This window comes from Roseofilum sp. KMC-1 (genome assembly GCF_057802075.1).
Genome location: NZ_CM173605.1, coordinates 858,401 through 874,876 on the forward strand (window position 1 = coordinate 858,401; position 16,476 = coordinate 874,876).

General features: G+C 47.1%; 17 protein-coding genes. 12 read left to right on the plus strand and 5 right to left on the minus strand.

The features are described 5' to 3' along the window. Positions 1-79: 79 nt before the first annotated feature. From ilvB to AC3FZD_RS04160, 3 genes are all read left to right on the plus strand, one after another. Positions 80-1,912 (plus strand): biosynthetic-type acetolactate synthase large subunit, encoded by a 1,833-nt coding sequence (ilvB, locus tag AC3FZD_RS04150; protein ID WP_488738918.1) that lies wholly within the window; start codon positions 80-82, stop codon positions 1,910-1,912. Between the two features lie 103 nt (positions 1,913-2,015). Continuing rightward, the gene (locus tag AC3FZD_RS04155) at positions 2,016-2,846 is read left to right on the plus strand and encodes a pentapeptide repeat-containing protein (RefSeq protein ID WP_488738919.1); all 831 of its coding nucleotides are present in this window, start codon (positions 2,016-2,018) and stop codon (positions 2,844-2,846) included. 507 nt (positions 2,847-3,353) lie between these two features. Beyond that, a complete protein-coding gene (locus AC3FZD_RS04160) occupies positions 3,354-3,545 on the plus strand; it encodes a hypothetical protein (RefSeq protein WP_488738920.1) in 192 nt (63 codons plus the stop codon). Between the two features lie 117 nt (positions 3,546-3,662). Here AC3FZD_RS04160 and AC3FZD_RS04165 read toward each other — a convergent pair whose 3' ends face one another. Next, positions 3,663-4,058, minus strand: coding sequence for a pre-16S rRNA-processing nuclease YqgF (locus tag AC3FZD_RS04165; RefSeq protein ID WP_488738921.1), 396 nt, complete (start codon positions 4,056-4,058; stop codon positions 3,663-3,665). A gap of 108 nt (positions 4,059-4,166) precedes the next feature. On the opposite strand from AC3FZD_RS04165, the gene AC3FZD_RS04170 reads away from it, so the two are divergent. Further along, a complete protein-coding gene (locus AC3FZD_RS04170) occupies positions 4,167-5,969 on the plus strand; it encodes a M3 family oligoendopeptidase (protein WP_488738922.1) in 1,803 nt (600 codons plus the stop codon). A 155-nt stretch (positions 5,970-6,124) separates the two neighbouring features. Here AC3FZD_RS04170 and AC3FZD_RS04175 read toward each other — a convergent pair whose 3' ends face one another. After that, positions 6,125-6,265, minus strand: a complete 141-nt coding sequence (locus AC3FZD_RS04175) for a hypothetical protein (protein WP_488738923.1) — start codon at positions 6,263-6,265, stop codon at positions 6,125-6,127. A 37-nt stretch (positions 6,266-6,302) separates the two neighbouring features. Between AC3FZD_RS04175 and AC3FZD_RS04180 the strand changes: the two genes are divergently transcribed. Genes AC3FZD_RS04180 through AC3FZD_RS04200 form a run of 5 tightly spaced genes read left to right on the plus strand, consistent with a single transcriptional unit; the run spans position 6,303 to position 10,864 of the window. Beyond that, positions 6,303-7,145: a YaaW family protein gene (locus AC3FZD_RS04180; protein ID WP_488740261.1), complete on the plus strand. Its 843-nt coding sequence runs from the start codon at positions 6,303-6,305 to the stop codon at positions 7,143-7,145. Then, positions 7,142-8,386, plus strand: coding sequence for an O-antigen ligase family protein (locus AC3FZD_RS04185; protein WP_488738924.1), 1,245 nt, complete (start codon positions 7,142-7,144; stop codon positions 8,384-8,386). Before AC3FZD_RS04180 ends, AC3FZD_RS04185 begins: the two co-directional genes overlap by 4 nt. 34 nt (positions 8,387-8,420) lie before the next feature. After that, positions 8,421-9,050, plus strand: coding sequence for a Uma2 family endonuclease (locus AC3FZD_RS04190; protein ID WP_488738925.1), 630 nt, complete (start codon positions 8,421-8,423; stop codon positions 9,048-9,050). A 57-nt stretch (positions 9,051-9,107) separates the two neighbouring features. Continuing rightward, positions 9,108-10,010 (plus strand): serine hydrolase, encoded by a 903-nt coding sequence (locus AC3FZD_RS04195; protein ID WP_488738926.1) that lies wholly within the window; start codon positions 9,108-9,110, stop codon positions 10,008-10,010. Positions 10,011-10,060: 50 nt separating this feature from the next. Continuing rightward, entirely contained in the window at positions 10,061-10,864 is an 804-nt protein-coding gene (locus AC3FZD_RS04200) for a hypothetical protein (protein WP_488738927.1), read from the plus strand. 93 nt (positions 10,865-10,957) lie between these two features. Here the strand turns inward: AC3FZD_RS04200 and sir are convergent, their stop codons facing one another. Then, positions 10,958-12,898, minus strand: coding sequence for a sulfite reductase, ferredoxin dependent (sir, locus tag AC3FZD_RS04205; protein ID WP_488738928.1), 1,941 nt, complete (start codon positions 12,896-12,898; stop codon positions 10,958-10,960). Between the two features lie 283 nt (positions 12,899-13,181). Between sir and AC3FZD_RS04210 the strand changes: the two genes are divergently transcribed. Next, positions 13,182-13,442, plus strand: a complete 261-nt coding sequence (locus AC3FZD_RS04210) for a CRR7 family NDH-1 assembly protein (RefSeq protein WP_488738929.1) — start codon at positions 13,182-13,184, stop codon at positions 13,440-13,442. A gap of 7 nt (positions 13,443-13,449) precedes the next feature. Here the strand turns inward: AC3FZD_RS04210 and AC3FZD_RS04215 are convergent, their stop codons facing one another. Further along, entirely contained in the window at positions 13,450-14,019 is a 570-nt protein-coding gene (locus AC3FZD_RS04215) for a DUF2854 domain-containing protein (RefSeq protein ID WP_488738930.1), read from the minus strand. Between the two features lie 124 nt (positions 14,020-14,143). Here AC3FZD_RS04215 and AC3FZD_RS04220 point away from each other — a divergent pair, with 124 nt between their 5' ends. Further along, on the plus strand, positions 14,144-14,401 hold the full coding sequence (locus tag AC3FZD_RS04220; RefSeq protein ID WP_488738931.1) for a hypothetical protein: 258 nt from the start codon (positions 14,144-14,146) through the stop codon (positions 14,399-14,401). Between the two features lie 10 nt (positions 14,402-14,411). Here the strand turns inward: AC3FZD_RS04220 and AC3FZD_RS04225 are convergent, their stop codons facing one another. Continuing rightward, entirely contained in the window at positions 14,412-15,335 is a 924-nt protein-coding gene (locus tag AC3FZD_RS04225) for a histone deacetylase family protein (RefSeq protein WP_488738932.1), read from the minus strand. 191 nt (positions 15,336-15,526) lie between these two features. Here AC3FZD_RS04225 and AC3FZD_RS04230 point away from each other — a divergent pair, with 191 nt between their 5' ends. Continuing rightward, complete coding sequence (locus tag AC3FZD_RS04230) at positions 15,527-16,474, plus strand: LysR family transcriptional regulator (RefSeq protein ID WP_488738933.1); 948 nt, start codon at positions 15,527-15,529, stop codon at positions 16,472-16,474. Positions 16,475-16,476: the final 2 nt, after the last annotated feature.

Below are 16,476 nucleotides of genomic sequence, written 5' to 3' on the forward strand. Positions count from 1 at the left end.
TGTGTGGATTATTGGAAAATAGAAGCGATACAATTCAAAGACTACTAAACAAGGTAAGAAAGCTGAAGGAGACCGACCTATGCAGGCCACAACAGTAATAGCCACTCGAAGAACGGGCGCATATGCCCTTATGGATAGCTTAAAACGGCATGGAGTCAAGCACATTTTTGGTTATCCAGGGGGAGCGATTCTACCAATTTATGATGAATTGTATCGCTGCGAAGCCAATGGAGAACTGAAACATTTCTTGGTTAGACATGAACAAGGGGCTTCCCATGCGGCGGATGCTTATGCTCGTGCCACGGGTAAAGTGGGGGTGTGTTTTGGAACTTCTGGCCCGGGAGCAACGAACTTAGTGACAGGGATTGCGACGGCTCAAATGGACTCTATTCCTATGGTGATCATTACTGGGCAGGTGACGAGGGCCGCTATTGGTACAGATGCGTTCCAAGAAACCGATATTTATGGTATTACCCTGCCGGTGGTGAAACATTCCTATGTGGTGCGTCGGGCCCAAGATATGGCTCGGATTGTGGCCGAAGCGTTCCATATTGCCAGTACCGGCCGGCCGGGGCCGGTTCTGATTGATGTGCCGAAAGATGTGGGCACGGAAGAGTGTGATTATGTGCCGGTAGAACCGGGTACGATTAAGTTACCGGGGTATCGGCCGACGATTAAGGGTAATCCTCGGCAGATTAATCAGGCGATCGCCTTACTCCAAAATGCAGAACGTCCCTTACTTTATGTGGGCGGTGGAGCAATCGCCTCTGGGGCCCATGCTGAACTGAAAAAACTGGCTGAATTGTTCCAAATTCCAGTAACCACTACGTTTATGGCTAAGGGGTCTTTTGATGAAAAACACCCCCTATCGGTAGGTATGTTGGGAATGCATGGTACAGCCTATGCTAACTTTGCGGTGAGTGAATGTGACTTGTTGCTGGCTGTCGGGGCCCGCTTTGATGACCGGGTAACCGGAAAACTGGATGAATTTGCTTCTCGTGCCCAGGTGATCCATATTGATATTGACCCCGCAGAGGTGGGCAAAAATCGGACTCCAGATGTGCCCATTGTCGGCGATGTGCGTCAAGTGTTGCTCGATCTTCTGGCTCGCTGCCATCAAATGGGTCTATCGGGACAACCGGCTAAAACGACCCTGTGGCTAGAGCGGATTAATCGTTGGCGCACGGACTATCCTTTGGTTATTCCTCGTCCGGAAGGGCAACTTTCGCCCCAAGAGGTGATTTATGCGGTGGGTCAACAAGCCCCTAATGCGTTTTATACTACGGATGTGGGTCAACATCAGATGTGGGGAGCGCAGTTCCTGGAAAATGGGCCTCGCCAATGGGTTTCTAGTGGGGGCTTGGGAACGATGGGCTTTGGGATGCCTGCGGCTATGGGGGTTAAGGTGGCTTTGCCCAATGAGCAGGTGATTTGTATCGCTGGAGATGCCAGTATCCAGATGAATATTCAGGAACTGGGAACGATCGCCCAATATGGCATTAATGTCAAAGTGGTGATTATTAATAATGGTTGGCAAGGGATGGTGCGCCAGTGGCAGGAAACGTTCTATGGTGAGCGCTATTCTGCCTCGAATATGGAAATGGGAATGCCTGATTTTGTCAAACTGGCGGATGCTTATGGCATTAAAGGTCTGAGAATTGATAGCCGAGATCAGTTGGAAGGGGCGATCGCCGAAATGCTGGCTTATGATGGCCCTGTCATCCTCGATGCCCATGTCACCCGCAACGAAAACTGTTATCCCATGGTGGCTCCAGGTAAGAGCAATGCCCAAATGATCGGCTTGCCGACTCTGAATAAAGAACAGCCTTTAGAGTTGCTCTATTGTGCCAGTTGTGGCGCTAAGAATGTCACCAGTAACAAGTTCTGCCCCGAATGCGGCGCGAAACTCTAAAAAATAGGGGATGGGGAATGGGGAGATTACCCATTCCCCTATTCCCCTACCCCATCTCCCCATCTGCCCTTAAGATAGAACAGATGGCTATGGCATTTGGGTTATGAAAAAAGCAATCTGCACCGCTTTCGTCCTTCTGGGTTTCAGTTTAGCGGCTCCTGTAGCCGCAGAAGATTTAGAACATCTCAGACAACTGCTCTCTTCTAAACAATGCCCGATGTGTAACCTGAGCGAGTCAGGGTTGAGTAGGGCTGAGTTAGAAAATGCTGACTTAACAGAAGCAGATTTAAGTTTTGCTAATTTGGATAATGCTGATTTAAGTGGCGCAAATTTGAGCGGCGCAGATCTGACGGGAGCGCTGTTATATAAGGCTAATTTGCGACGGGCAAATTTAGCGGGAGCCAATTTAGCGGGAGCTAATTTAATTGGGGTAGATTTATCCTATGCTGACCTAACGGGGGCGAATTTGGCTGGGGCGAATTTGAGTGGCTCGAATATGGCTAATGCTCAAATTGAAGGAGCGATTATTAATACGGCTATTCTCAATGGGGTGATTGACTTTCCGGGTGGGGTGCTGAGTCCAGAGGATTATTATCGGTTAGCGTTTGTGGATGCTCGTGCGGGAAATCATCAAGGAGCGTTGCAAAAGCATAGTTTAGCCCTACAGATCGATCCTAATTTTGCTCCTGCTTATTTGGGGCGGGGAGTGAGTCGCTTGCAACTCGGAGATGGGGGTGGGGCGATCGCCGATTGGACAGTAGCTCGTACTATTTTTGAAACTCAAGGCAATCAAGAAGGCTCCCAAATCTCTCAAGAGTTTATTGAAGTGACGGAAAAGGCGATCGAGGAAAGCAAAAAAACGAGACGACGGGGAGGGGGCTTTATGAGTATTGTTAATCAACTGGCTCCAATGTTACTGCAATTCCTGTTGTAAGGGGTATCTCAGAATAATCCACAGGTACTGAGAACTCAGGGATATTGCTGAGTTCAAGGTTTGAGGATGCCATAAGTTCTAGGGATTGTTAAAGGACAGAAAGCCCTAGAATAACCAATGCCAGAGGTATAACCGTCTGTTCAGCCAGGCTAGAGCAGAAAAAACTCCCCGTGAATCCCCCAGTTATGTTTCCTGAAAAATACGGATCTAGAAACTTCATCATTCTTGAGGAACTCAGAAAATTTGCGCCCCAAATCCTTAAAGATTTGTTAAAACTCCTGTGGATTTTAGTGAGTTCTAAAGTTTTTGCGTAAAATTCATGAAATTGCAAAGATTCGGCCAAGATTGGCGCTTGAACCTTGTCAGACAGAAAATGAAAAGACTATGCTAATAAGCGAAGTCTTAAAGCTCATGCTTTTCTCAGAAGAGTTAAAATCAGCGATCGATTAATCGATCGACTGCATGAGAAAAAGTAAGCATCTACTTGAGTTACAGGAGCAGCCAATTATGAACAAGATCCTTAAAACCCGGAAATCCTCTCCTTCTACCCATGAAGTCTGGGACGGAGAATTTAAATCAGAAGCTCCTAAGTGGGCGGAAAGACTAATTCGAGAAGAATCGGTTGATAGTGACTGGGAATGGGGGAATGTTATACCCATTTGGCGTAGTAATAGATTTGGAGCCTGTAATGTCAATTAGGTGGAGCTATATCCAGAATTTTTTGATTGGAAGATAGCACTATTTTGGGGTTAGATCGCTTGGTGATGACCGGCTGAAGTCGGTCGTTTTTCTGGGAAAGTGTAGAGTTATAGTCATTTAGATTGAAGCAAAATACCGTTCGATCAGGATAATCGCTACAATATCATCAATGGGACGGGGGGGTTGGCGCATTCCTTGGGGAACTAGACGAGTTAATCCTTGAGGAGGATACATGAGCCAATAGCGATCGCGGGCTTCTAAAGTAGAATATCTTTCATCCACCTTAATAATTTTCACTGTGTCGGCAAACTCCGGTTTCAGTTTAGCTTCCCATGCTTTCGAGGTCGTTTGATTTCCCATCACCAACACCGAAACCCCATACTGTTCACACCATCGCTTTAAAGTGGCGATCGCCCGATCCGACGTAACCACCTCATGCTCCCATACCTGGCGATCTTCAGCCATCACCGCAACGCCACACTTATCCTTACCCGGATCAAAGCCCAGAATCATCAATGCTTCTACTACCTGCTTGTTCCTATCCTCTCATTGTACGCTAGGGAACAGACGAAGACTATGAGACAATCTAAAGCAAAATAGAATCAACCCAACTCACTGACTATGACTACACTCACCAACCAACTAGAAACCCCCCAAGAATGGGATCTTTCCGACCTCTATCAAGGACTAGACGACCCGAAAATTCAACAAGATCTCGATCGTCTTCAAGAACAAGCAACCACCTTTCGTCAAACCTATCGCGGCCAAATTTCCCAGCTCTCTCCAGAGCAAATCCTCAACTGCTTACAGCAACTCGAAACCCTCTTTCAAGCCTGTGGATACCTTTGGGCCTATCCCAGCTTAGTCTTTTCCGCCGATACCCGCAACAGCGCCGCCAAACAACTCCTCGACCGGGTAATGGAAGCCGTTACCACCCTAGAAAATGATGTCCTATTTTTTGATTTAGAACTGAAAAAATTACCCGAATCTCAACTAAATCAACTGCAAAAATCTCCCGTATTAGTTTCTTATTGCCATTACCTGCAACAAATTGCTCAATTTCGCCCCTACGCTCTTTCGGAAGCGGTTGAACAAACCCGAAATCAAGATAACTTAACGGGTCGTAGCGCCTTTATTCAGCTCCGTTCTCTACATCTAGGCGAACAAAACTATACTCCAGTGACCACCCCAGAAGGAAAAACGGCCGAAACCGAAGCGGATCTTTCTGCCCTGCGTTTGCATCCTTCCCCAGAAGTCCGTTATCAATCCTATCTGTCCTTACGGGAAGTGATGGAGCAACATAACTTGCTCTATGGCTATATTCTCAATAGTATTGCCCAAGATCATAAGCTCGAAAATAAAATGCGAGGCTATGACTCTACCCTCAGAAAACAACTCTTAGAAGATCAAGTTTCTGAACCCGTCTTTCAAGCGATTATGACTGGGATGGCTGACCGCTACGATCTCTTTCAACGCTATTACTATCTTAAGGCTAAGACTCTAGGGGAATCCATCCGCAGTTGTGATATTTATGCCCCTTGGACGCAAGATTCTAGTCCTGCTTTATCCTATAAATCGGGAGTGGAAATCCTCTTAAATGCCCTAGAGAAATTTGATATTAATTATGCTCGTCGTGCCGAAGAATTTTTTCTCAAAAATTGGGTTGATGCCAAAGTGAGACCGGGCAAACGGGGGGGCGCTTTTTGCTCCTATAGTCATGGCAAACATAGTTATTTACTGCTCTCTTATACTGAGGATTATAACTCCCTATTTACCCTAGCCCATGAAATGGGTCATGGTTTACATTTTGCCTGGATTGATGACCACCAAAGTTATTTTAACAGCAATCCGCCTATGGTAATGGCTGAAGTCGCTTCTACGTTTAATGAGTTGTTGTTATTAGATTTTCTGCTTGATTCTTCCGATCCAGCTTTAAAGCTCTCTGTTTTAACCGGACAACTTGAAGATCAATTAAGCTTACTGTTTCGCCAGAGTACCATTAGTCGGCTAGAATTGCTCATTCATGAGCAAGCCACAGAAGGCAGTTTCGATCATCATTTTGTTAATCAGAAATGGATGGAGTTGTATAAACAACTTTGTGGAGATGCTGTTACTTTATTGCCCGAACATCAGTATGATTGGGCGAGAATTGGTCATATTTTCTTTAAACCCTTCTATTGCTATCAATATACGGCTTCCCATATTGTTAGCTTGGCCTGCTATCAACAGTATCGACAAGTGGGTAAGGATTTTGTGCCTGGATATTTAGAATTATTATCCACAGGGGGAAGTGTGGATCAGGTTGAGGCTCTTAAGCAGTATGTGGGGATCGATTTGACTGATTCAGGGACAATTTACCATGCTCTGGAGTATGTTCAAGGATTAATCGATCAGTTGGAGGAAACGTTACAATCTGGTTTTTGAGTTAATTGTTTTAGCTTTTCGCGAACCTTTGATGCGTCCATACACCGGATTTGCTGTGAATTAATAGGTAGGGTGGGGGTGGGTTTGGGCGGGTTCATAAAGCAGTTGATTGTACCTTAGCTTCTGGTGTGCGGGTGATGAAGGGAAGGACTGCCCTACTCGCACATCAAGGTTGGGCCAGCTAGGGATGGCGATCGCAGGGTAGAATGGAGAGCGGACTTCAACCGAATTTTAAAGTCTCCAATAGTATTAACGGTTTTCAAAGGGACTTTACTGTACATTCTATAAGTAATCATGGTTGACCAACCCCCCAATTCAGTTGAGGTAAAGAATGTGGATGAACTAAGAGCAGCCCTAGAACTAGCCACAGAAGAAGAGTTACAACAGTTAACCCATCTCCTCTTTCAGCGCAAACTAAACCCCCTAGATTATGTTTATACCCCCGATCCGATCGCCGTTCAAAGTCAAAATCGCCAACAGTGGATTGATGCCATAGAAGAGCGCTTCCAATTTTTGGCGGCTGATGGCTTCACCGTCTTACGGGGACAAACCCAAACTATTACCTATCGCCAAGTGCTAATTCAAGTCTGCCAATATCTCAAACTGTCCTATTCTCAGCAACTCTCCACCACAGAACTTGAAGCCGAAATCTTTTTACACCTGATTCGTCGCTCCTGGAAAAAGCTACCAGCCGAGCAAAAACAGGGCTTAAAAGAGCGTATCCGCAAAGCCCTTGTGCAATCAAATTTTGCCGAACCCCTACCTTTATCGGCTCAGAAAGACCCGATCGCCGTATTTTTGAAAGGGGGATGCGCCTTAGCGGTTAATTCTGTGATTCGCCCCCTAGTGGTTCAGAAACTCGCCCAACAATTTGCCCTCCATTTTGCCGCCTATCAAGCAGCCAAACAAGCCCTAGTGCGGGGAGGGGCAATCGCCGCCACCAAGATCCAATCCCAAATTGTCCTGCAAAGAGCCACCCTAGGCATGGCCAGCAATGCCGCTCGCTATGGAGCTGCCAAAACCCTGTTTGCCGTCCTCGGCCCTGCCCTGTGGGCCTGGTTTTTCGCCGATCTCGGCTGGCGGGCAATCGCCACCAACTACACCCGCATCATCCCCACAATCTTCGCTCTAGCCCAAATTCGGCTCACCCGTTCCACCGCTTGGGAAATGGCATGACCCCGGCATCGGATCAAAGACCCTGGTTTTGTCTGCAAGGTTGGTTAGCCACCTTTGCCCTTAGCCCCTTCTTGGGCGCATTATGGGGACTGGTTTTCCTCTTCGATGTGGGAAGACATCGAGGAGACCAAGCCCTCCGCCGTCCCCTCACCCAAGCCCTGATCGTTTTCGCTCTCGGCCTAATCTTCACCGGTTTAATGGCAGAATTCCCAGGAGATGCCGCCCTCGGTTTAGCCCATTTTCTGCCCTTTATCCTCATATTGGTCTTTCTTGGAGAGACCATCAACACCCCCAGTTATCTGCGCCCCATGGCCACTTGGGTCGTCTTTTCTTCCCTCCCCGTCGCTATCATCGGCTTAGGACAACAGTTTTGGGGATGGTCAGGGCCAATCCGATGGCTGGGTATCGTCATTGACTGGCCCTTAGCCCCAGGGGGAATGCCCCCCGGCCGCATCTCTTCCCTATTCGCCTATGCCAATGATTTAGCCGCTTATCTGGTAGTCGTTTGGATACTCGCATTAGGATTATTGCTCGAAAAACGGGCCAAAAAACGCTGGTTTTGGATCGGCTTAGGAGTCACCACAGTTTTAGACGGCATCACCCTATTTTTAACCCATTCTCGCAATAGTTGGGCGATCGCCACCTTAGCCCTTTTCGCCTACGCTCTCTACTGGGGATGGCACAGATTAGTTGCTGCCATCATAGCCGTTAGCGGACTCACTCTCTGGTCAGCCTTTGGCATCGATCCCTCCCGTCAATGGGCCCGGATTGTCGTCCCCCCCTACATTTGGGCTAGACTCAGCGACGAAATGTTTCCCGACCGTCCCCTAGCTCAACTGCGATCGACCCAATGGCAATTTGCCCTAGACCTCATCCATCAACGGCCCTTTCTCGGTTGGGGACTGCGGAGTTTTTCCCCCCTCTACGAAACCCAGATGAACTATTGGATTGGTCATCCCCATAATTTACCCTTAATGCTGTTAGCAGAAATTGGCATTCCCCTCACCATTTGGCTCTTCTGTTTAGTCGGTTGGATCTTAGGCAAAGCCACCCTTCTCCTCTCCCGTTTACCCCATCAAACCGAACGCGCAATCTTGTTTAGTTATCTGCTGGCCTTTGCCGGAATCACTCTCTTTCACCTCTTAGATATTCCCCTCTTTGACTCTCGGATCAATTTCCTTGGCTGGTGGCTTTTGGGGTCAATTTTAGGATTAGTTTATAGCACTTCCGGTAGGGAATAGGGAATAAGGAATCAGAAATAGGGAAAAGCGATCTATGACTCAAGCCAAAGCTGAACCAAAATTATATAGTTTTGATGAATTTATAAGCTGGTATCCGGAACCCTCAGAAGTCCGATACGAATTGCATGATGGAGTGATTATCGAAATGCCGAAGCCAAAGGGTAAGCATTCAAATTTAACGGGTTCCTTGATTGAGCAACTTTTGATTGTGATTCGGCAGATGGGTAAAGGAGGAATTTGGACAATTCCAAGAGAGTCTATTATCAAACCCAAACGGGAAAAATCGGGTTATGAACCGGACATCATTGTTTTGAATCAAGAGTTGATGAGTGTGGAATCTCGGTGGGAAAGCGAATCCATTATTCAACATCCTGATTCAGTCAAATTAATTGTCGAAGTTGTTTCAACGAATTGGCGCGATGATTACTACAATAAACTTCGAGATTATGAAGAAATGGGTATCGAGGAATATTGGATTGTTGATTATGCAGCCTTGGGGCCGAGAAAGTTGATCGGCAACCCCAAGCAACCGACATTTTTTGTTTGTAGTCTGGTGGATGGGGAATATCAAATGACTCCCTTTACTGAAGATACTCCCATTGTTTCTCTGAATTTTCCCCAGTTCAATTTATCTGCACAGGAGATTTTCAAGACTGATTTTTAATTTTTTCGGCTGCTGCCGACATGAAAATTTTTAATTTTTAATTTTTAATTGATTAACATGACTTTCTTTCATAAAGACAAAGACTTAGCCCATCTGGGATATCAGATCCTCGATAATACTTGGACAGCTTTTCCCCATCTGAGCCAAGATCAAGTCGCTCTCACTTGGGTAGTATATGACCCTCCCATTTGGGTGAATACCGGGGGAGCGCTATCGGCCGCAGAGTTCTGGAAACACCCGGTTAGGGGATTTGAATATCGGGGAAAACAGGCGATCGCTCCCGCTCATATCGTCACCCTCTTCTATTTAGTCGCTATCTATGAGTGGCTAGAAACTGGAATGGCTGTTTCTAGTCCGGAATTGGAACGAGCCATTCGGGATATGATCCGCGATCGCAACCCCGATGCCACCAGTTTAATTCTCGATGTATTAACCGGAACCACCAGCGGCCCGGAATTTTCCGGGGGGCCCTTTGAAACCTGGAAATCCCAACGTAACATTGTTAACCGCTATTTTCAGTCCTTGGGATGGCTAGAATTAGAAGCCATTAATGTGAACCAAAAAAATTGGCATCATGGAGCATATGGCCGCGATCGCCTCTTTTTAGGCCCGCAAATGGAAAACCAAAATCGCCTCACCACCAACGCCACCGCTCGCCTATTGCATAGTATCATCGGTGGCGTAGCCGTTTCCTCCAAAGCCTCTCAACAAATGATGGCCTTGATGTCCCGGAAAATTGACCCCAACCAAGAGGGTTTTCTCGGTCAAGGCCTACCCCCAACGGCTACTCTCTGGTCAAAATCAGCATTAATGGGAACGCTGCGCCATGAAAGCGCCTATATTGAAATCGGCGATCTTCGGCCCTACTTACTGGTCATTTTTACCGAACAAAGCCAAAATCCCCATCTACTGCCCTTTATTTCCCAGCAAGTAGTAGCCGCCATGGGCAATCTGGCTTAAGATATCCCTGGAGCCAGTATCTGTTTGATCGAGGAGTGACATTCATCATCATGGTATTAAAGCGTATTAACTTATATTTATTCGTAAACCTAGCAGCCCTTCTAGCCATTACCCCCCAAACCGCATCAGCCCAAACCCAAAGGTATGCACCCCTAGAAGCGCCCTATCTGGCTCCAGAGATTCCCGTAACCCCTACTGCGATCAGTCCAGAAGCTTTTGAAGCCACCCTCGACACAGTACGCACCCAAACTATCCCCACCCCTCGTTTCACCTCCCCCCAGCAGGTGAAAGCTATCTCTGACTATGAAGTGCCAGGACAAGGGAGCGCCAATGCCCAAGGACTCGGAGAAACCGCCGTTTCCGGAGAATTGGCCCAAGCTCCAGAAGGTCAGAATAGCTACTCGGTTGAACGTCGGCGCTATGAAACTTCCCAATACTATAATGGCTTTAGTTATATCGGTTTAGGCGGAACCATTGGCTTTCATGGTGAATCTTCCCTCGGTGACTCTGGTGGCACATTTTTAACTCGATTTGCCTTTACCGAAAACTTCTCTTTCCGTCCTTCCGTTATTATTGGCGATGGTACGAGTATTACTATTCCCTTTACCTATGATATTCCTTTCAGCCGCGAACCTTACGGCCCGCCGGTGACCCTGTTTATTGGTGGTGGGTTTGGCTTAGACCTGGAGAATGGCACGCATGGGCCGTTAATCACCACAGGCATTGATGTGCCTTTTAGTAAAAATTTCACCTTTAATGCTACGTTGAACACAGGCTTTTGGGATGTGCGGGCCCTCGATTGGGGCTTAACTTTGGGAGTTGGGTATAATTTTCCGGGTTTGTTCGACCGCTAATACAGCAGCAAAGAGAAGCGGGCAAGATGCCCGCACTCCAGGAGTGGGAGCGTCTCGCTCCCTAGAAATCTAATGATGGTGTTTAACTGTCGATCAACCTTTTTGGGCAATGTAGGCTTCTAATACTTCTGTCGCTAATTGGGTCATGGACTTGCCTTCTTGAGCGGCTAAATCCTTAAACTGCTGATAGACAGTATCCCGTACTCCAATCCGGTATCGGGCTTTACCCGATTCTTTGTCAGCAGCAACTAACCCTGAGCCAGGAATATAACTCTCAGAAAAGGCTCTGAGGGCTTCAAAACCGACTCGATGACAAAAATCTCCAAAACTCTCAACTTTGCCGTTATTCAGGCGATTTTGCTTGAAATAGACGAGTAATGGCTCTAGGGTGGACTCGATATCTTCGTCCTTGACTTTATCTAGGAAGGGTTCGGAGAGCCGGTTTTGATTGGGGTCTGCACCAAGCCATATTTGATACTGTCCTGGCATTTGACCGACAAATCCTAATTCGGCAATATAGGGCCGAGCGCAACCATTAGGACATCCGGTCATGCGGACGACAAAGTGTTCTTTGGGCAATCCGACGTTCTGGAGTAGGGTACGAATACGGGCGAGAATTCCCGGTAGGGCCCGTTCTGATTCGGTCACGGCCAAGCCACATAAGGGGAGTGCGGGACAGGCCATGGAATAGCGGACTAGGGGATCGAGCCGTTGGGGATTGGTTTCGACTCCGTGTTTTTTGAAGATGTTGGCGATCGCCCCTTGATCTTTGGGATCGATGTCATACAGAATCAGATTATGATTGGGGGTAAGGCGTATCGGTAACTGAAACTGGGTGACAATTTCCCGCAGAGCGCTCTTGAGCTGAAATTTGCCCTCATCTTTGACTCGACCATTTTCAATGGATAAACCAAAGAACTTTTTGCCATCACCCTGATCTTGCCAACCTAAATAATCTTGATATTCAAAGGGGGGTAGGGGTTTGAAGGGAGAGATGGGTTTACCGAAATAGTGTTCTACCTGAGTGCGGAATTTGTCCACACCCCAATCATGGAGCAGATATTTCATTCTGGCATGACGGCGGTTATGGCGATCGCCATAATCTCGCTGAGTCGCCACAATGGCCTTGACCAAATCATACACATCTTCTTTATCCACATAGCCAATGCGATCGGCCGCCCTAGCAAAGGTTTCCTCCTTATTATGGGTGCGCCCTAACCCACCCCCAGCATAAACATTAAACCCTTCTAACTCTCCGGAATCATTCGTCATCACCACCAAGCTAATATCTTGCGTCAAGATATCCACCGAATTATCCCCCGGCACAGTCAAACAGATCTTGAACTTACGGGGCATATAATGCGTACCATAAATCGGCTCTTCGAGATCGGTAAAATTCGTGCCGTTGATATTTTTATTACGGGCTGCCTTTACCTCCGGTGCTTCCTCCCCACTAATCACCTTTTCCCCATCCAACCAAATCTCGTAATAGGCTCCGGTTTGTGGCGTGAGCAAATCGGCAATCTTATTAGCATATTCCCAAGCATATTGATATTCTGGCTTGGTTTTATAAGGGGCAGCCGGAGCCATTACATTCCGATTTAAATCTCCACAAGCCCCTAGGGTAGATCCCATATTTTTAACGATCGTTGCAATCACCGTTTTTAGGTTTTTCTTCAGAATTCCATGAATCTGAAAGCCTTGGCGAGTCGTCGTTCTTAGGGTATGATTTCCATAGGTTTCTGATAACCGATCCAGCGCTAAATACAGCTCTGGAGGAATAAAGCCTCCCGGACTGCGCGTCCTGAGCATCATTTGATAATCTTTTTCTTCTCCTTTTTTGCGATTATCTCGATTATCCTGTTGATAGGAGCCATGAAACTTGAGAATTTGAATCGCATCGCCAGAAAAATGGGTCGTATCTTCCAATAATTCAGAAGCAACCGGCTCTCGCAGAAAATCGCTATTTTCTTTGAGAACTTCTACCTTAGACGGCTTAGAGGTGGTAGCGGGAGAATTCAACGATGAAACCATAGAACAAATGAGTAATTTTTTGCTACAATACCGAAGGCTCTAACCCCAGAGCGCTTAGGAAGTGAACGGAAGGGTGTCATCTGCTCCAAGTTTCTTTAACTTGGGTGAGAATGACTAAACATCCAGTTCTATAATTGGGGTTTCTTTCCATTTTATCGGAAGTGGGCCCTCAAATTCAGAGAAGCTTAGATTTTCTTAAACTCGCCTTTATAATGGGGAGGGAGGAAAAGGAGTAGCTTCAAGGGCTGTCCTTTCAATTAATCACTTAAATCGAGGAACTAAAATGCCTGATTCTCTGATGTATCAGTCTGATGGGTTTGTAGTTTTAGAACCCAATCAACCAGAGCAATTTCTGACGGAAGGCGAATTACTCGATAAGCTTAAGGCCTGTTTGAGTCAGCGCCAAGAGGAACTCCCCAGAGATTTACAAAAATTTACCACTCTAGAAGACCAGGCCAAGTATCTGATGGAAAGCTCCTGTGAACTCGATCTTGGCCCGGGAACCTTCTTACAATGGTATGTGGTGCGCTTAGAAAAATCCTAGGGAAGGTTTAGCTAACGGGAGCGGGTTCACCGAGGGCAATTAAGAATACATCAAAACAATCTTCTTCGCCGTCTTGGGGGGTAACTTCGACCCGCAAACCAGGGCCAAAAAAGCGCCCGATTTTTTCCCGTTTTTCTTGCCAAGCTTCTAAGGAGACAAAGGGGGACTGAAACTCTAAAACCAAGGCATAATGGTCATCAACAGCCATTTCTCGAATGCCAATTAATAGGGGTCGTTCTTCATCCGTTGGACTTAAACCTAAACTTTTGAGAGACTCGTCTAAATGGGCTTCTTGGCCATAGCGATAGCGAGTGACATCTTTCCACAACTGGAGTTGGGTAGAGGTTCCCTGTTGGTCGCGCAGGGCAACTGCTTTCACAGAAGGTTCTTGAGTAACCGGTACGGGTTTTAATTCTGAGGCTTTAAGGGCTAGTCCTCCTAAGAGGAGGGGAATACCATAAAAAAATCCGGCTAAGTTGAGGGTGGGATGATTAGTAAAATAGGCAACAAAGCCTCCGATGGTTAAGAAACCGCCCAGGTATAAACCCACAGTGCCCAAGGAAATTTTGCGTAACATAATCGTCTTATTTAAGGAATCAATGACTACTTTATCGTTTCTGGAGGGTTGCGACCAAGCACCAGAGACGATCCACAACTATTATTATTGAGATAGTGTCGCAACGTTTTAGGGAGATTTTCTAATGGTCACCAATAAGGACTTTAGTTCGTCCAAAACTCGTCAATTACTCGATCAAATCAACTCCCTTAAGCGTGAAGATGAAACGCTCTATAATATTTTAGCGGTGGATGTGTGGGCGCTGGCGAAAACGATGGATGAGTTCCAGCCGGGGTTTTGGACGGCGTTTATGAAGAATCGGGAAAAGGCTCTGAAGCGGTTTATGAGTGAGGCGGCTAGGAATAAGCAGGCTGATGGGAATAGCCATCCGTTTTTGCGCTAAAGTTTTGGGGCTAGAGTCGATAGTGATAATAGACATCTCTGGCGGCACGGTGGAGGAGGGAGTGGCGATAGACTAAGGCGGACATATCTTTGGCGTATCCTCCGCCAATGACACAGGCGACGGGGTATCCGGCGGCTAAACAGGTGCTGAGAACTTGCATGTCTCGGCGAAAGAGTCCGGTGTCGGTGAGGGCGAGTTTGCCGAGGGCATCATGGATATGGGGGTCAACTCCGGCATCGTAGAGGATGAGGTCGGGTTTGAGTTGGCTGAGGAGGTCGGGGAGATAGGTGGCGAGGGTTTGTAGGTAGGGTTCGTCTTCCATGCCGACGGGTAGGGGGATGTCGAGGTCGCTGGGGGGTTTGTGGCTGGGAAAGTTGATGTCGCAGTGCATGGAGAAGGTGAATACGCTGGGGTCGTCTCGGAATATCCAGGCGGTTCCGTCGCCTTGGTGTACGTCTAGGTCTACGATGAGGATTTTATGGGCTAAGTTTAGGTGTTGGAGGACGCGGGCGGCGATCGCCAAATCGTTGAAGATACAAAAGCCGGTTCCTCGGTCAGGGAATGCGTGATGGGTTCCTCCGGCGGTGTTACAGGCGAGGCCATGTTTAAGGGCGAGTTGACTGGTGAGAATGAAGCCACCCACAGCCCGACAAGTGCGCTGGGCTAGGGCCCGACTCCAGGGTAAACCGATGCGTCGCTGGGCCTTGGGGTCTAGGGTTCCTTGGCAGTAGGCTTGGATGTAGTCGGGGGTATGGACGAGTTGCAGCCATTCTACGGGGGGCAGTTCGGGGGTATGGACTTGGGAGGGGGTGATGATGCGATCGCTCAGAAGTAACTCATAGAGTAGCTTAAATTTGGCCATGGGAAATCGATGACCTGGGGGCAGAGGTGCGACATAATCTGGGTGATAAACAATGGGAACAGGTGTAGTCAAGGGAATGAAATAAAATAAAATAAAATAAAATAAAATAAAACTAAAGCACTTGATCTGCCATTGTTGAGTATACCTTGATGGATAAGATTGTGACCTCTCACGGGTTATTTGTAGTCTTAAATACTAAATCCTGGTTCCAGGTTCGCTAAGGTCTTGAAATAACTTAACATTGGGGATAGGCTGGGTAGCCTATGCGTTTAGAGCAATTACAAGCCTTTTTATCGGTTGCCAAAACAGGAAATTTTCAACAAGCAGCCCATGAGTGTGGGGTAACCCAATCTACAGTTAGCCGACAAATTCAAGGACTAGAGGCAGATTTGGGAATTTCCTTATTTCATCGTTCTTCGATCGCCAAATTGACAGTTGGAGGAGAGGTGCTGCTTCCCCATGCTCGACGGATCTGCCAAGAATGGCAAACGGCGCAACAGGAAGTTTCGGAGCTGTTGGCTGGAAAACAACAGGAACTTTGTGTCGCGGCTATTCCTTCCCTGTGTTCTTATGGATTACCCTTAGTTTTACAGCGATTTTGTTGGTCTTATCCAGAAGTGCAGTTACGAGTAACAGCATTAGGGAGCGATCGCGCTCTAAAAGTGCTTAAAGATGGTTTAGTAGATTTAGCGCTGATTATGCAAAACCGCTTTTTAACCAACAGTGCTGAGTTGGTGGTCGATCCCCTATTTGAAGAAACCATTGCTGTATTAATGGCGGCCGATCATGCTTTAGCTCAGGAAACCCTTTTATCTTGGGAGGTCATTTCTCATTATCCGCAGGTAGTATTTAAGGATGGATATGGGATGCAACGACTGGTTCATGAGCAGTTCAGCAAACATAATCTTCAATATCGAGCGGTTTTAGAACTCAATACTTTAGATGCTTTTCGAGGCGTTATTTGCCAAGGAGAATTTCTAGCGGTTTTACCGGAATCGGCTGTAAGATTAGCCTGTGAAGACCCTAGGGTGATTTCTCGTCCTCTGCAACCAAGTATTCAGGATGGGGGAAAACCTTTAAGTCGTCAAGTGGTGTTAGTTACGACTAAAGACCGACTCTCTATTCCACCTATTGAAAACTTCCGTGCCTTAGCCCTAGAATATATTCCGCCCCAGTTTACTCGACAAGCGGCGATCGCCACGGGAATATAGAT

Excerpts from the sequence above, each read along its gene's own strand:
- ilvB (WP_488738918.1), top strand. The coding sequence starts at position 80 with ATGCAGGCCACAACAGTAATAGCCACTCGAAGAACGGGCGCATATGCC.
- AC3FZD_RS04155 (WP_488738919.1), top strand. The coding sequence starts at position 2,016 with ATGAAAAAAGCAATCTGCACCGCTTTCGTCCTTCTGGGTTTCAGTTTA.
- AC3FZD_RS04160 (WP_488738920.1), top strand. The coding sequence starts at position 3,354 with ATGAACAAGATCCTTAAAACCCGGAAATCCTCTCCTTCTACCCATGAA.
- AC3FZD_RS04165 (WP_488738921.1), bottom strand. The coding sequence starts at position 4,058 with ATGATTCTGGGCTTTGATCCGGGTAAGGATAAGTGTGGCGTTGCGGTG.
- AC3FZD_RS04170 (WP_488738922.1), top strand. The coding sequence starts at position 4,167 with ATGACTACACTCACCAACCAACTAGAAACCCCCCAAGAATGGGATCTT.
- AC3FZD_RS04175 (WP_488738923.1), bottom strand. The coding sequence starts at position 6,265 with ATGATTACTTATAGAATGTACAGTAAAGTCCCTTTGAAAACCGTTAAT.
- AC3FZD_RS04185 (WP_488738924.1), top strand. The coding sequence starts at position 7,142 with ATGACCCCGGCATCGGATCAAAGACCCTGGTTTTGTCTGCAAGGTTGG.
- AC3FZD_RS04190 (WP_488738925.1), top strand. The coding sequence starts at position 8,421 with ATGACTCAAGCCAAAGCTGAACCAAAATTATATAGTTTTGATGAATTT.
- AC3FZD_RS04195 (WP_488738926.1), top strand. The coding sequence starts at position 9,108 with ATGACTTTCTTTCATAAAGACAAAGACTTAGCCCATCTGGGATATCAG.
- AC3FZD_RS04200 (WP_488738927.1), top strand. The coding sequence starts at position 10,061 with ATGGTATTAAAGCGTATTAACTTATATTTATTCGTAAACCTAGCAGCC.
- sir (WP_488738928.1), bottom strand. The coding sequence starts at position 12,898 with ATGGTTTCATCGTTGAATTCTCCCGCTACCACCTCTAAGCCGTCTAAG.
- AC3FZD_RS04210 (WP_488738929.1), top strand. The coding sequence starts at position 13,182 with ATGCCTGATTCTCTGATGTATCAGTCTGATGGGTTTGTAGTTTTAGAA.
- AC3FZD_RS04215 (WP_488738930.1), bottom strand. The coding sequence starts at position 14,019 with ATGTTACGCAAAATTTCCTTGGGCACTGTGGGTTTATACCTGGGCGGT.
- AC3FZD_RS04220 (WP_488738931.1), top strand. The coding sequence starts at position 14,144 with ATGGTCACCAATAAGGACTTTAGTTCGTCCAAAACTCGTCAATTACTC.
- AC3FZD_RS04230 (WP_488738933.1), top strand. The coding sequence starts at position 15,527 with ATGCGTTTAGAGCAATTACAAGCCTTTTTATCGGTTGCCAAAACAGGA.